The 14801-nt window shown below is 55.9% G+C and carries 10 protein-coding genes and 1 tRNA gene; 5 read left to right on the top strand and 6 right to left on the bottom strand.

Features of this window, described 5'->3' with window-relative positions; all coding sequences use genetic code 11:
* The first annotated feature begins 88 nt into the window (after nucleotides 1–88).
* A complete protein-coding gene (locus tag AC0J4F_RS14010; protein WP_473023779.1) occupies nucleotides 89–748 on the top strand; it encodes a L,D-transpeptidase in 660 nt (219 codons plus the stop codon).
* A gap of 21 nt (nucleotides 749–769) precedes the next feature.
* On the opposite strand, the gene sfsA is transcribed toward AC0J4F_RS14010, so the two are convergent.
* Entirely contained in the window at nucleotides 770–1474 is a 705-nt protein-coding gene (gene sfsA, locus AC0J4F_RS14005) for a DNA/RNA nuclease SfsA (RefSeq protein WP_473023778.1), read from the bottom strand.
* Nucleotides 1475–1515: 41 nt separating this feature from the next.
* Nucleotides 1516–2940 (bottom strand): TrkH family potassium uptake protein, encoded by a 1425-nt coding sequence (locus AC0J4F_RS14000; protein ID WP_008192452.1) that lies wholly within the window; start codon nucleotides 2938–2940, stop codon nucleotides 1516–1518.
* Between the two features lie 334 nt (nucleotides 2941–3274).
* On the opposite strand from AC0J4F_RS14000, the gene AC0J4F_RS13995 reads away from it, so the two are divergent.
* Nucleotides 3275–5434 carry a bifunctional diguanylate cyclase/phosphodiesterase gene (locus tag AC0J4F_RS13995; RefSeq protein WP_473023777.1) on the top strand — a complete coding sequence of 720 codons (2160 nt, stop codon included), beginning with the start codon at nucleotides 3275–3277 and terminating at the stop codon, nucleotides 5432–5434.
* Nucleotides 5435–5492: 58 nt separating this feature from the next.
* Here AC0J4F_RS13995 and AC0J4F_RS13990 read toward each other — a convergent pair whose 3' ends face one another.
* On the bottom strand, nucleotides 5493–6254 hold the full coding sequence (locus AC0J4F_RS13990) for a substrate-binding periplasmic protein (protein ID WP_473023776.1): 762 nt from the start codon (nucleotides 6252–6254) through the stop codon (nucleotides 5493–5495).
* A 346-nt stretch (nucleotides 6255–6600) separates the two neighbouring features.
* Nucleotides 6601–6686, bottom strand: a tRNA-Leu gene (locus AC0J4F_RS13985).
* 207 nt (nucleotides 6687–6893) lie between these two features.
* On the opposite strand from AC0J4F_RS13985, the gene map reads away from it, so the two are divergent.
* The 3 genes from map (at nucleotide 6894) to AC0J4F_RS13970 (ending at nucleotide 10882) form a co-directional block, all read left to right on the top strand.
* A complete protein-coding gene (gene map, locus AC0J4F_RS13980) occupies nucleotides 6894–7724 on the top strand; it encodes a type I methionyl aminopeptidase (RefSeq protein WP_473023775.1) in 831 nt (276 codons plus the stop codon).
* A gap of 8 nt (nucleotides 7725–7732) precedes the next feature.
* Nucleotides 7733–8446, top strand: coding sequence for a RadC family protein (gene radC / locus AC0J4F_RS13975; protein WP_473023774.1), 714 nt, complete (start codon nucleotides 7733–7735; stop codon nucleotides 8444–8446).
* Nucleotides 8447–8602: 156 nt separating this feature from the next.
* On the top strand, nucleotides 8603–10882 hold the full coding sequence (locus AC0J4F_RS13970) for a bifunctional diguanylate cyclase/phosphodiesterase (protein ID WP_473023773.1): 2280 nt from the start codon (nucleotides 8603–8605) through the stop codon (nucleotides 10880–10882).
* 12 nt (nucleotides 10883–10894) lie between these two features.
* Here AC0J4F_RS13970 and meaB read toward each other — a convergent pair whose 3' ends face one another.
* Together meaB and ppdK are read right to left on the bottom strand one after the other, a co-directional pair.
* The gene (meaB, locus tag AC0J4F_RS13965; RefSeq protein ID WP_473023772.1) at nucleotides 10895–11845 is read right to left on the bottom strand and encodes a methylmalonyl Co-A mutase-associated GTPase MeaB; all 951 of its coding nucleotides are present in this window, start codon (nucleotides 11843–11845) and stop codon (nucleotides 10895–10897) included.
* Between the two features lie 42 nt (nucleotides 11846–11887).
* Nucleotides 11888–14560 carry a pyruvate, phosphate dikinase gene (gene ppdK, locus AC0J4F_RS13960; RefSeq protein ID WP_133946767.1) on the bottom strand — a complete coding sequence of 891 codons (2673 nt, stop codon included), beginning with the start codon at nucleotides 14558–14560 and terminating at the stop codon, nucleotides 11888–11890.
* Nucleotides 14561–14801 lie beyond the last annotated feature (241 nt).

Raw genomic sequence — 14801 nt, 5'->3', positions numbered from 1 at the left:
GACGGCTGGTTGACCGAGAGGTTCAACCGGCCGTTTATGTTTTTGGAAGCCTCACGATGATTCTCGCAAGGGCGGTACAGGATCCGGCATGCTGGACAGACGCACATTCTTGATTTCGGCGGCAGCTGCTATCGCAACTGGCTGTTCGGGCAACACGACCGCCAAACTGCCGCCCAAACCGAGCTTGACCAAGCCGGTCTCGACAGATTATGTGCAAATGTATGCGGCCAGACCGCAGGAGCGTTTTCCTGTTCCGGCAGTCGATATTTCCAAGATCGACCCGAAGTTTTACCGTCAGGTCGTTGACTACAACTCCTCCGCCCGACCCGGTTCCATCGTCGTGGAGACCCATGAGCGCTTCTTGTACCTGGCAATGGGAGATGGCAAGGCAATGCGTTATGGCGTCGGCATCGGGCGTGACGGCTTCGCCTGGGGCGGACGGGCGCGGATCGCCCGAAAAAAAGCCTGGCCGACCTGGACCCCGCCAACCGACATGATCAAACGCCAGCCGAAACTTGCCAAATACAAGAACGGCATGGACCCAGGGCTGGACAATCCTCTTGGCGCCCGGGCGCTTTACATCTTTGAAGGCAACAAGGACACGCTTTACCGGATCCACGGCACATCAGAAACCTGGTCGATCGGCAAAGCCGCCTCTTCCGGCTGTGTCCGTATGCTTCAGCAGGACGTGATTGACCTTTATAATCGCGTGCCGGAGGGAACTCCAATTACGGTCTATCAGGTTTAAGGCCCAGACGGAGTGTCTCGATCAATCGTTGATCGCGACATCCTTTACGGCATCTATCCCGTCAAGGCGGACATCGCAGCCGATGGCATAGGCTTCAACACCAGCGGCCTTGGCCGTTTTGAAAGCCGCGGCATAGTTTGGATCAATGTCAGAGGCAAGTGAAAGCCTGTCGCAGTCAGGGCGCTGAACCAGAAACACCATCGCCGCCCGGTGACCTTCCGCAACCATATCTCCGAGTTCAACCAGATGCTTCGCACCGCGGGCTGTCACGCTGTCCGGAAATTCGGCTAAACCGGGTTCCCGCATCAGGTGCACGTTCTTCACTTCAACGTAAATCTTGGAGCCATCCGCCTGCTCCAGAAGAATGTCGATCCGGGAGTTTTTGCCGTATTTCACTTCCCGGCGCAGCGTCTCAAAACCCGCAAGCCCCTGGATGCGTCCGGCCACCAAAGCTTCTTCTACCAGCTTGTTCGGATGGGCGGTGTTAATGCCAACCAACGCGCCGTCGGCTTCTATCACTTCCCAGGAGTATTTGAGTTTCCGCTTCGGATTGTCAGACAGTGACAACCAAACCCGGGATCCAGGCTCCTTCAGGCCCAGCATAGACCCCGGATTGGCGCAGTGGGCCGTAATCTCTTCGCCACTGTCATCCAGAACGACATCCGCTAGAAATCGCTTATAGCGCTTGACGAGGCGGCCGCTGGCAAGGGGGACAGAAAACTGCATGAAATAAGTTCCCGAAGTGATACGCAGACGAGCAGAGTGGCTTATTTCGACCAGAAATCCGGGTCGAGCAGAACCAAAACCGTGAACAGCTCCAAACGGCCGACAAGCATGGCAAAGGACAGGAGCCATTTGGCCCCATCCGGCAATGGCGCGAAATGCCCCGCCGGCCCGATCATCGGCCCGAGCCCTGGACCAACGTTGCCTACAGACGTCGCAGCCGCCGAAATCGCCGTCACCAGGTCAAGATCGAAGAACGACAAGGCCACGGTAATGACACCGACCGACCCCAGGTAGACAACCAGAAACGCCAAAACCGAGAAGGACAATTCCGGGGTCAGCCGCGTGCCTGCATATTCTTCCGACATGATCCGGTGTGGCCGAACCATCCGGCGCAAGTGGGCGCGGACCGTGCCGAAAAACACCAAAAACCGGAAAATCTTGATGCCGCCCGTCGTCGATCCGGTACATCCGCCAACAAACATCAGCAGGAAGCAGGTCCCGACAACCGGAGCACCCCATTGTTCGAAATCGCCCAGTGCGTAGCCGGTTCCTGTCACAATGGAGACCACCGTGAAAGTTGCCTTGACCAAGGCCTCGTCGAAATCAAAATCCATCTTGACGCCCAGGTGAACCGTGAGCGCCAGGGAAACGATCGCAAGAAACCCGAGCAGCACGCGGACCTGCGGGTCCCGCCACAAAAGAAGCGGTTGCCCGCGGAGCGCCTGAATGATCAGCACGAACGGCATCGCGCCGATGATCATGAAGACAATGGCGACCCAGGCAGACGAATGGTTCTGGAAATACCCGAACGATAGGTCATGGGTCGAGTACCCGCCCGTCGCGATCGTTGTCAAAGCATGGTTGAACGCATCGAAGAGCCCCATGCCCGTTGCCAAATAAGCGGCGATACACAGGACGGTCAGGAACAGGTAGGCCAGCCCCAACAGCCGGATCAGTTCAACAGAGCGGCTGACGATCTTTTCTGACCGGTCGGAGCTCTCGCTTTGAAAGAGCTGCATCCCACCGATGCGCAGGAACGGCAGCAAGACGATGGCCATAACGATAATGCCGACGCCGCCCATCCATTGCATGATCGACCGCCAGACGAGCAATCCGGGCGGCAAACCATCAAGGCCGGTCAATACGGTGGAGCCGGTGGTGGTAAACCCTGAAACCGCTTCAAACACGGCGTCTGCGTAGCCGATTCCAAGCCAAAGAAAGGGCAAGGCTCCAAAGGCCGGTAGTGTTGCCCAGGCCAGCGTCGTCAAAATGAAGGTCTGCCGTGTGTCGAGACCCTCCTTGAGCGATCCGCCCATGGACAGCGACAACAGCATGCCAAACATGCCGGTTAGCAAGGCAGAAAAGACGAACGCCTGCCAATCTGCATTCTTCTGCGCGACATCGATGATCGCCGGGACGAGCATGGCGGTCGCAAGACCGACATACAAAAACCCAAGAACGTTCAAAACTGGTCTGAGTGAAATCAAGCGGAACGCACCCCAAAGCCCATATTGCGCGCGCTCCGCAGAGACACACAACTCAACGTCCTACCGTTTTTCCGGACGATTTCCAATGCTTTGCAGCCCACTTCCCCCGGATGTTCTCTCCAACTCCGGGATCAGATCACGTAATTCTCTTGGGTTCTCTGATACCTACGCTGCTTAGTTTAAAATTGGACCAATTGATTCAGATTTCTGTAGCGTTTGAAGTTTACCCTTGCGTGCTGTCTGTGTCGTGAGCTCGCACTGCGCGAATTTGACAAGGATAACCGCCATTACACGTTTTGGAATTCACTCGTTGGTGGTCCGGATCAGTCTGATACTTGGGGTTGCTGTTTTGCTTAGCATCGGCCTTGTTTCCGGTATCAGTTATTTTGAAATAGCAAGGACGACCAAAGAAAATTCGACCATTCGCATTGACCGCGCGGCCAAAACCGCAGCGGCAGTGATCCGTTACGGCACGGACCGCGCAATCGACCCCACAAGCGACGAAAACGGCAAACCGCAAGTCCTGACCTTGACCGCACTCTACAACGGTCCGGCAGACCTGCGTCCAAATGCATTGTTTGATGAACTTGTTCTGGCCATTGGCAAGAGCAACCAGGGTGCGGCTAACATCTTCAGCTACTCAGAAAAGACTGGTTCGTTCGACCGGATTGCAACGACTTTCCGCAAGCCGGACGGCAGCATGCCACCACCTTTTGCCATCAAACCCGGCCACCCTGCGTATTCAAACCTCGTAAACGGCGTTCCATTCATTGGGAACGTCCCTGTTCAAGGTCGGCTACGCCTTGCTTATTTAATGCCGATCGTCGATGGCGATCGTGCCCTGAAGGGAGCAGCAGCCGTTGATGTTGGCTGGGCCGATGATCTGACGGTGGCGCAAAACCGGCTCAGCGCGCGCCTTTTCACAGCGGCTGCCTTGGTTCTCTTTGCAGTCATGCTGGTGGGCGGGATCTTGTTGCGCCATCAGATGATGCCTTTGCGCCGTCTCGCAGCGGCTGCCCATAGGCTTGCCTCAGGTGAACCCCAGGCTTCATTTCCTTGCGCAGACCGTCCGGACGAGATCGGCGACCTCGCCCACGGTTTAGCGAGGGTGACCGAACTGCAAGAGCGGCTCCATAAGTTGGCCTATGTCGATCCGGTCACAACGGGCGGCAACCGCACAAAATACTTTGCAGATCTTGCCGACGCCCTGGAACGCGCAGCTGTTGATGACAAAAAGACGGCCCTCATTCAGCTGGACTTTATTGGCTTTGCCAAAATCAACGATACATTCGGCCAAAAGGCGGGCAACCGTGTCCTGATGCAAACCTACACCCGCCTCCGGCGCTTGTTAGGTGAAAGCGCAAAAGTCTCCAGAATTTCGGCCGATGACTTTTGTATTCTGCTTCCGCTCGATGAAAGCGGCGAGCTTTCTGCTGACTATGCAGCCGATATCATTGACGTCCTGTCTGTTCCCTTCCAGCTGGACGAAGGTGAAATCAGGGTCGATCCGCTCATCGGCATCGCATTATTGCCTCAGGATGCCCACGATGCGGAAACCGCCCACCGGGTGGCCGGGATTGCTTTAAGGGCGGCCAAAGATGCAGCTCACCAGCAGCATATGTTCTTCTCCGCGCCGCTCAATGACCGGGTTCAAAGCGAAATGCTTCTGGAAACCCGCCTCAGAACGGCGCTCGCTACAGGACAATTGGAACTCCACTATCAGCCCCAAGTGAACCCTGCCAATGGCGACCTGATCGGTTTGGAAGCCCTCATTCGCTGGCCGGACGGACAAGGCAACTGGATACCGCCTTGCGACTTTATCTCACTTGCAGAAAAGACCGGCTTGATCATCGATCTTGGTCATTACGTGCTCGACGAAGCGTGCCGGCAGGCGGCACATTGGCTCGCCGCCGGATTCGAGTTCGGACATGTCTCGGTCAATGTGTCTCCGATAGAGTTTCAACAACCGAACTTTGCAAGCAATGTCCGGAAGGTCCTGGAACGCTATCAGCTTCCGTCCCACACCTTATGTCTTGAAGTCACCGAGAACGTATTTGTCGATACCAGCGAACGGCTTGTTCTTGATCTTCTGTTTGAACTTCAATCAATGGGGGTCTTGCTGTCACTGGATGACTTCGGGTCCGGATACTCGTCCTTGAGCTACCTGCACAAGCTGCCTTTCCAGGAACTCAAGATTGATCGCGCCTTTCTTCAAGATGCGGACCTCTACCCACAGAAGAAACAGCTCTATCAAGCCATCGTCGGTCTGGGTAAAAGCCTTGGCCTCAGGGTCGTTGCTGAAGGCGCAGAAACTGAAGGCGAATACTTGCTAACAGTGGGTTTGGAATGCGACAGCCTGCAGGGTTATTTCTGCGCCCGCCCGCTTCCGGCGAAAGACATTCCGGACTGCTGCCTATCCATTGGTGAAGCACTGAATTCTGACCGTCTGCAATCTATCCGCAAACGCGCTTAACCCCCGCGATGCAAGCGCATTGGCGCTACCTGGCCCCGGGCTCCAATTCATGACGACATCAGTTGTCGGTCTCTTTCATGGACAGAAGGAAATCGGCTCTTGCCTGATCAAGGCGCGGCAAATTCTGCTGGAGCCGGTTCCAAGCTTCAGTTTTTGTGCTGTTTTTCGAAAACGCGAGATAGATGTCTGACACGCCAACCGGCTGGGCGAAGGGAGCGACTGTGTCCAGATCGATCCGATGGGCTTCCTCAATCGTCATGAGATGCGGCGCAACAAAACCATCAAGACGTTCAAGATGCACCGCAGTCAGCAATTCTTCCAGGCTGTCCCGTGAGGCGATCCGGGCCTTGCCACTCTCTTCCAGTGCTCGGAAATTTGGATGCATGCGCCCGCTTGCGATTTTTCCGATGGACAGACCGTGCAATTGGGTGACGTCACCTGTGAAATCGTAGGACGGGTTTTTTCTCGCGAAGATCATCATTTCAAATTGGGTGATTGGATTTGTTGGATAGTTGAGCCAATCCTCTCGTTCCGGTGTGTAGACTACCGGAAAAATAAGGTCCGCCGCGCCCTTGCGCACCTCGAGCTGAGCGCGGGGCCAGCTGGTCACTTCAAAATGGACCTCAACGTCCGATTCCGCTGCAGCCGTTTTAACCAGATCAACTAGCAGTCCGCGCGGCTCGTCATCCGGGCCGATTGAAAGATATGGCGGGGTTGAAAAGCCAACGATCAGCAATCTGTTCTCGTCGGCATGGCTTATGCCGCCAAACACCAAGAACAGCCACATTCCGGAAAGACATGCCAAGATCCGAAAAGCCAAAAAATCCGCTCCGCAACCGAGGGCTGAACATCACCAAGAGCTACCGTAACGGAAATTTCGTTAATGCAAAACTGACAAGAGGTTAAAAACAGAAGCAGACTTTTCCGGCACTTGGCCGTTTGAGCACACTCCGGAAAGACGATAATTCTGAAAAACGACCCCACGGCAACCAGCCACGCCTACCGCAAAATGCATCTCTTGGTTGACTGAGGTTCTCAAAGCCACAACATCGGCCACAGCCTTACTGCGAGTTGAAAGTCAGGAAGTCTTTTTGTGCAGATGAGAGGATCAACCTCGAACCAAACCAGCGCTCAAGTAGCCCGAAGGGCGGTAGCGCCAACAAAAATGGTGCGGGCGACGGGACTCGAACCCGTACAGCCTAGGGCCGAGGGATTTTAAGTCCCTTGTGTCTACCAGTTCCACCACGCCCGCAATAGCAACACCAAATCCCCTAGAGACTTTGCATCGTTTCTGCAAGCCAGCAGCGCAGTTTTCAAATACTGTTTCTTCTCTGCCCAGCACATCGGGGACTGGAAATTGCCACCTGCGGACTGTATGTGGACTTAAAGAACATGGTAGGCTCCAACGTGCTGCAGCCAACAAGCTGCGCTGGGAGCCCAGAAGCGAGAACACAACTTTATGGTCACCTACATCGATGCCGCCGATGCCCCAATGAAAAATACGGGTCAGGTGCGCCTTTACGGACCTGAAGACTTTGATGGCATGATGAAAGCCGGACAGCTGACGGCATCCTGCCTCGATGAGTTGGCCGATATGGTCAAACCAGGTGTGACCACACAAGAAATCGACGACTTCGTCTACCAGTACGGCATGGACCACAATGCCATACCGGCTACGCTGAACTATCGCGGTTATACAAAGTCCTCTTGTACGTCGATCAACCATGTTGTGTGCCATGGCATACCGAACAACAAGGCTTTGCGCGAGGGTGATATCGTCAACATCGACGTGACCTACATCCTGGACGGTTGGCACGGTGATTCCAGCCGGATGTATCCGGTCGGTCCGCTGAAGCGGGCTGCAGAACGCTTGATCGACGTAACCTATGAATCCTTGATGCGCGGTATAGAGGCGGCTAAACCGGGCAACACGACCGGTGATATCGGCGCGGCTATCCAGACCTATGTCGAGGCGCAACGCTGCTCTGTTGTCCGTGATTTCTGTGGTCATGGCCTTGGGCGGTTGTTCCACGATACGCCGAACATCCTGCACTACGGACGGCCCAGCGAAGGCGTGGAACTGAAACCTGGCATGATTTTCACAATCGAACCTATGGTCAATCTCGGACGGCCAAACGTGAAGGTCTTGAGCGATGGCTGGACGGCTGTAACACGCGACCGCTCATTATCTGCCCAGTTTGAACATTCCATCGGGATCACCGCGGATGGATGTCAAAGCTTCACAACGTCACCCAAAGGTATCCACAAACCAGGGTTGCCCAACGCCTAAGGAGGCTCATGAGCGAACCGGACGCCGGTTTCTCCGAAAAACAATCGGCAGATACCGGCACGAAAGGACACCGCCAAAGGCTGCGGGAACGGTTTCGTAAAAGCGGTGAGAACAGTCTCGCCGATTATGAGCTTCTGGAGTTTCTTTTATTCTCTGCCCTGCCCCGTCAGGACACCAAACCAATCGCCAAAGCCCTGTTGAAACGCTTTGGCTCGTTTTCTGCCGTTTTGTCTGCGCCGCGTCCGAGACTGAAAGAAATCAAGGGCTTGTCGGACAACAGCATCGACACCCTGCACGCCATTCACGCCGCCATCGCCAGGTTTCATACCGCAGAACTGAGGGAACGGGAGTTGCTCGATTCCTGGTCCAAGGTGATGGACTATTTGCAAGCCCGCATGGCTATGTCCGACATCGAACAATTCCGCGTCCTCTTTCTCGACAAGAAGAACGGGCTGATCGCCGATGAGCTACAGCAGACCGGAACCGTTGACCATACGCCCGTTTATCCGCGAGAGGTGGTACGCAGAGCTTTGGAACACGGGGCAACAGCGATCATTCTGGTCCACAACCATCCCTCAGGAGACCCCACGCCCTCGCGGGCGGATATCCAAATGACGCGGCAATTGGTCGACATCGCCAAACCCCTTGGCATTGAAATCCACGATCACATCATCGTTGGTCTCAGATCACAGGTGAGTTTCAAGGGATTACAACTCATATAGGGCTTGATCCATCAGGTTGAAAACCAGGCCAAGTGTTTGTCTATAAATTATTTTTTTGATGTACGTGCATTTTAATTAAATACATTTTTTACCATCAATGTCGGTCAATCCTTAACTGTCTTCGCCAATAATGCACCTGTCAAACAGGGCTAGTTAATGCAGACCAAGTTGAAGAACTCAGGTGGGCGGATCGCCAATGTCATCATCATACCGTTGGTGACACTGGTCTTTCTGTCCGTTGTCGGGATCTTCTTCCTGATGCACTGGTCCGCACGCATCTCCGATGAGAGTGCCCAGCAATCACAGCTGCAATTGATTTCCGGAGCACTGCAACTGGTTTCCGACGATCTTGCACGCCAGCAATCCGGTGTTGCGACCTGGGATGCCGCTTTTCACATCACGAATGCACCCAATCTGGATCAGGAGTGGGTGTTCGACAACATGACCCATTGGCTCTACGCCAACCACGGATTTACTAAATCCGCGGTGGTTGGAAAGGACTATGCCGTCAAGGCGCTGTTTGCGCATGACCATAACAACAGTTGGCTGACACCGGATCTTCTTGCGCGTTTGAAGCCTGCCATCGCGAAGGTCCGCGCCCGTTATATCATCTCGTTCCGGAGGCTTCCCTCCGGGCTTTTCAGCTATGAACCGAGCCAACGGGATCAACGGTATTCGATCTTCGAAACCGGCGTTGTTTCGGTGAAAGGGGAACCGCATCTCTTTTCGGTTGCAGCAATCGCCCGGCAAATTCAGTCGGTTATTCCCAAGAGAGTTCCGCCAACGGTCATGATTAGCCTCGCGCCCCTGCGCGGTGAAAGGATGTCTGAGATCATGCATATGACCAGACTTGACGGTTTCATCCTGGCACAAAAACAGCCTGATCGTGAGGGCATCGGCCAGCTGAGACTGCGCGGACCGACGGGTGCGCCCATCGGGGTCATTGCCTGGCAAGTGGACCGGCCGGGAACACAGATGCTGACACGGATCAATCCCTTCCTCGGGATGGCCGCCTTCATGATTACGGCGGTGGTAATCGCGGTGACGGCATTCACCCGCCAAATGACCAAGCGTCTTGCCGTGAGCGAAGCGCAAGCCGTGCATACGTCGCGCCACGACGCCTTGTCTGGTTTGCCCAACCGCGCCCATTTTCATCGGTTGTTGACGGATATGCTCCAGGACACCAACAGCCGGGGGCGGGAAACCGCTGTCATCTACATCGATCTCGATCACTTCAAGGATATCAACGATACGCTTGGTCACTCGGCTGGAGACATGGTCATTGTCGCCGTTGCCAAGCGTCTGACACACGTCTTGGGCGATAACGGCATTGTCGCACGGATCAGCGGCGATGAATTCGCGATGGTGATCCCGAATTCCAAAAGTGACGAGTGGCTGGAATACATCCTCGATCAAATTCAGGATGAAATTTCCCAACCGATCAAGATCGGCGCCCGCGAATTGCACGCGAGCCTTTCTATTGGCGCAGCCGTTGCCCCCCGCGATGGCGTCGACCCAGACGAGTTGCTGCGCAAGGCGGATATCGCCCTATACGATGCAAAGGAAAATGGACGGAACCGCCGCTCCTTCTTCGAAGCCAACATGGAAGACCATGTTCAATCGAAGGACAAGCTCTCCCGCGAGTTGCGGATGGCGCTGAAAAACGACGAACTCAGTCTCGCCTACCAGCCGCAATCCGACACCGCGGCCCAGCGCATCGTGTCCGTAGAAGCCCTCGCCCGCTGGACAAAGGAGGACGGCACGGTCGTTTCTCCGGCGCAGTTCATTCCCGTTGCTGAAGAAACCGGTTTGATCAACGAACTCGGACTTTGGGTTCTGAACAAGGCCTGCGCCAAGGCTCACGACTGGCCGGATGTGGTTATGTCGGTCAACGTATCGCCCAACCAGTTCAAGCACCCACGTTTTGTCGAAAAGGTCATGGCGATCCTGGCCACTAACAACCTGGCACCGCAGCGGCTTGAAATCGAAGTCACGGAAAGCGTTTTTGCCGGCCGCAACGATACTGTATTGAAGTCTCTGCGGCGCTTGAAGAACCTCGGCATCAAGGTCGCGCTGGATGACTTCGGCTCCGGCTACTCAAGCCTGAGTTACTTACGCCGGTTCCCATTTGATACCTTGAAAGTGGATCGTGATTTCCTGTCTGACATGGACGGTAATCCGGAGGCAGAGGCCATCATCGTATCCATCATTCAACTCGGCAAGGCTCTAGGAATGACGATCGTTGCCGAGGGAATCGAGACCATCGAGCAGATCCGTTTCCTCCAGGCTCACGGCTGTCATCGCATGCAGGGCTATTTCATCTCTCAGCCGCTCAATGAGACGGACCTTGCGCAGTTCCTTGAGGACTTCAAAAAGGAACATGGCGGCGATTTCGGACGCGAATTTGCGTTCAAGATGCGCGCTGCAGAAGTCTGACCATCTGTTGCTTCAGGTTGCCGTCGGCAGGCACGCGTGCATTTTTTCCGAAAACTCGGAGAAACAGGAAAACGGCGCATGGCGTGCCCGCCCTTCGGCAAGGTCTTCGCAGATCCTCAGACCCGATTGTCCATATTCAGACAGCACGCGGTCACGAAACCAGGCGCTGTGTTGTGCGGCCCGGCGGCTATCCAGCCTGCCACCGTTCTGTAGGAACTCGAGATGGGCTTTGACCTGATCGATCAGCGCCTCCATTCCCTCTCCTGTTTGCGAGGAGACAAGACCCACAGGCACGGTCCAGTTCTTGGACCCCGTGGGCGACAGCGTCAGCGCACCTTTGACGTCTGCAGCTGCCCGCCGTGCTGCAGCCCCCATATCAGCCTTGGTCACAGCGACCACATCCGGTAGTTCCATGATGCCGGCCTTCATGAATTGAAGGCTATCACCTGATCCTGGCTGGATGCACAGGAGCACAGTGTCGGCCGCCTGCTTGAGATCCCCTTCAGACTGGCCGATACCAACAGTCTCCACGATCACATGATCGAACGCGGCCCTCAGAACCGTGATGGCAGCAACCGAATGATCCGACAGCCCGCCAAGCCGGTCGCGCGCTGCCATGGAGCGCACAAAAATCCGATCGTCATTGGGGTTAGTTTTCAGTCGGATCCGGTCTCCTAGCAGCGCACCGCCGGTGATTGCAGATGATGGGTCGACCGCAAGAACAGCAACACTGCCGCCAGCATCCCGGAACGCACGAATGAGCGCATCGGTCAGCGTTGACTTACCAACGCCCGGCGGGCCTGTCAGTCCAAGGACATGACCTTTGCCCTGAGCTGCAATCCGATCCAGAAATGCTGCAGTCTCCGGTTTATCGGCGTCCGTTTCGATCCGGGTGAGAACACGGGATAAAACCCGTTTCCCACCGGATCTTAACGCATCAACGTCCGGAAAAGGCTCAGGCATGACGCCAGCCTCTTTCACAAATGCGCTGCAAAGGCCAGCTCATCAGTTCGCGGACGCCTTGCGCAGGGCAGCTTGTGCCGCGGCCAAACGCGCAATCGGCACCCGGTAAGGAGAACAGGACACATAGTCCAGATCGACGCTCTCACAGAAAGTGATTGAAGAGGGGTCACCCCCATGTTCACCGCAGATGCCCAGCTTTATGTCCGGACGGGTGGATCGGCCCCGCTCCACGCCGATCTTGATCAGTTCCCCAACCCCTTCCGGGTCCAGGGACACGAACGGATCCTGCTCAAGGATGCCTTTCGTCTGATACGTTCCAAGGAAGGACGCCGCATCATCACGGGAAATCCCGAACGTTGTCTGCGTCAGATCGTTCGTGCCGAAGGAGAAGAACTCAGCGCTTTCAGCAATCTCGGCCGCCTTGAGCGCAGCGCGCGGCAACTCGACCATTGTGCCCACCTGATAGGTCAGCTCTGCACCGGTTTCTTCCATGACAGCCTTGGCCATTGCCTCAATGCTCGACCGGACGAGATCCAGCTCGCCCTTCAGACCAACAAGCGGCACCATAATCTCTGGAACCACCGGAGCCCCCGTAGCCTTCGCCGCAGCGACGGCAGCTTCGAAGATTGCCCTTGCCTGCATTTCAGCGATTTCCGGATAGGATACCAGCAACCGGCAGCCACGATGGCCGAGCATCGGGTTGAATTCTTCGAGCGACAGTGCGCGATCACGCAAAAGCTCTGGGTCAGCGCCCATCGCCGTTGCAACGTCCTTCAGTTCCTCATCCGTCTTTGGCAGGAACTCGTGAAGCGGCGGATCGAGAAGACGGATCGTGACCGGTAGGCCGTGCATAATCTCAAAGAGATCCGTGAAATCCTGACGTTGCATCGGAAGCAGCTTAGCGAGTGCCGCGCGGCGGCCTTCCTGAGTCTCAGCAAGGATCATTTCACGAACTGCAAGGATGCGATCGCCTTCAAAGAACATATGCTCAGTCCGGCACAGACCAATGCCTTCGGCGCCGAATTCACGCGCGACTTTGGCGTCCTGCGGCGTTTCCGCATTGGTACGGACGGTCATTCGGCGGCCGCGATCCGCCCAGCCCATTAACGTCCCGAAATCACCGGAGAGTGTCGGCTGCAGCATCGCCACTTCACCGGCCAGGATTTGTCCAGTGGCCCCGTCGATCGTGATAATATCGCCTTCTTTGAGCTGCCGTCCGCCGACGTTGATTGTCTGATTGCGATAGTCAATCCGCAGCCCACCGGCTCCGGCTACACAGGGTTTGCCCATGCCGCGCGCAACAACGGCTGCGTGGCTGGTCATGCCGCCGCGGCTGGTCAGAATGCCTTCAGCGGCATGCATGCCGTGGATGTCTTCCGGGCTGGTCTCAACCCGAACAAGGATCACCTTCCGGCCATCGCCTTTGGCTTGTTCTGCAGCATCCGAGGTGAACACAATTGCACCCGAAGCCGCACCGGGAGAGGCCGGCAGCCCGGTCGACAGGATATCACGCTCAGCCTTCGGATCGATGGTCGGGTGCAACAGCTGATCAAGTGCGCCAGGCTCGACACGGAACACAGCTTCTTCTTCTTCCAGCATGCCTTCTGCGACCATATCGACCGCGATCTTCAGCGCCGCCTTGGCGGTCCGCTTGCCCGCGCGGGTCTGCAGCATCCAGAGCTTGCCTTGCTCAATTGTGAATTCCAGATCCTGCATGTCCTTGTAGTGGCGTTCCAGCTTGTCGCAGTAAGTCTGGAACTCCGCGAAAGCCTCCGGCATCAAAGCTTCGAGCGACGGATTGGAAGATCCGGCTTCAATGCGGGCCTTTTCGGTAATGTCCTGCGGTGTCCGGATACCGGCAACCACATCTTCGCCCTGCGCATTAACGAGGAACTCGCCATAAAGACTGTTCTCGCCGGTGGACGGGTTACGGGTGAAGGCAACACCAGTGGCGGAATTCTCGCCCATGTTCCCGAACACCATGGCCTGGACGTTTACAGCTGTGCCCCAGGAGGCTGGCAAATCGTGCAAACGCCGGTAGGTGACCGCCCGCGGTGTCATCCAGGAGCTGAAAACGGCACCAATTGCGCCCCAGAGCTGTTCTTGCGGGTCCTGCGGAAATGGTTTGCCCAGCTCTGCTTCAACCAGCGCCTTGAACTTTTCGATGATGCCCTGCCACGCCTCTGCAGTGATTTCTGTATCCAGAGTGAGATCGTTGCGTTCCTTGTATTCCTCAAGGATGTCTTCGAACTCGTGATTGTCGACGCCGAGAACCACATCGGAATACATCTGAATGAAGCGACGGTAGCTGTCATAAGCAAACCGAGCGTCTCCGGATTCGCGGGCAATCGCTTCCACGGTGCCGTCGCTCAGGCCCAGGTTGAGGACCGTGTCCATCATTCCTGGCATGGACGCACGGGCACCGGAGCGAACAGAAACCAGTAGCGGTCGGTCAGGATCGCCGAACTTCCGGCCAGTTGCTTCACCGACCTTGTCCATTGCCGCGGCCACCTCAGCTTCGAGCGCTGGCGGATAGGACTTCTCGTTGTCGTAATAATAGGTGCAGACTTCGGTGGTGATCGTGAATCCGGGTGGCACCGGCAGACCGAGGCTGCTCATCTCGGCAAGGTTAGCACCCTTGCCACCGAGCAGGTTGCGCATGTCTGCTGCGCCTTCTGCAGAACCATTGCCGAACCCGTAGACCCACTTGGTCATATTCCAATTCCTCCGCATGGTGCCGGGAGTACTTTCGCCCCCGCCTGATATTGCACCGCACATACCTGCTACGGTGTTGAAAGAGCATCAAGTCCTTTTTACCGGAAACCCGCCCTTTTAAGTCGTTAGTCTATGTTTTTCCAACGCAGGGCAAATGCGAAAGGATTTAAACCCTCAGAAAGTTATCCCCCTCACCTTGCCGCTCAGCCTTAATAGCGCCATTGTCGGTTTTCATACAGAT

This window comes from Roseibium sp. R5, from assembly GCF_055755305.1.
Note: the sequence above shows the minus strand (reverse complement) of the source record. Positions and strands in the feature narration are given on the sequence as shown.

Coding starts and splice junctions, on each gene's coding strand:
- AC0J4F_RS14010 (WP_473023779.1), top strand. CDS start 89: ATGCTGGACAGACGCACATTCTTGATTTCGGCGGCAGCTGCTATCGCA.
- sfsA (WP_473023778.1), bottom strand. CDS start 1,474: ATGCAGTTTTCTGTCCCCCTTGCCAGCGGCCGCCTCGTCAAGCGCTAT.
- map (WP_473023775.1), top strand. CDS start 6,894: ATGGTCACCTACATCGATGCCGCCGATGCCCCAATGAAAAATACGGGT.
- radC (WP_473023774.1), top strand. CDS start 7,733: ATGAGCGAACCGGACGCCGGTTTCTCCGAAAAACAATCGGCAGATACC.
- AC0J4F_RS13970 (WP_473023773.1), top strand. CDS start 8,603: ATGCAGACCAAGTTGAAGAACTCAGGTGGGCGGATCGCCAATGTCATC.
- meaB (WP_473023772.1), bottom strand. CDS start 11,845: ATGCCTGAGCCTTTTCCGGACGTTGATGCGTTAAGATCCGGTGGGAAA.
- ppdK (WP_133946767.1), bottom strand. CDS start 14,560: ATGACCAAGTGGGTCTACGGGTTCGGCAATGGTTCTGCAGAAGGCGCA.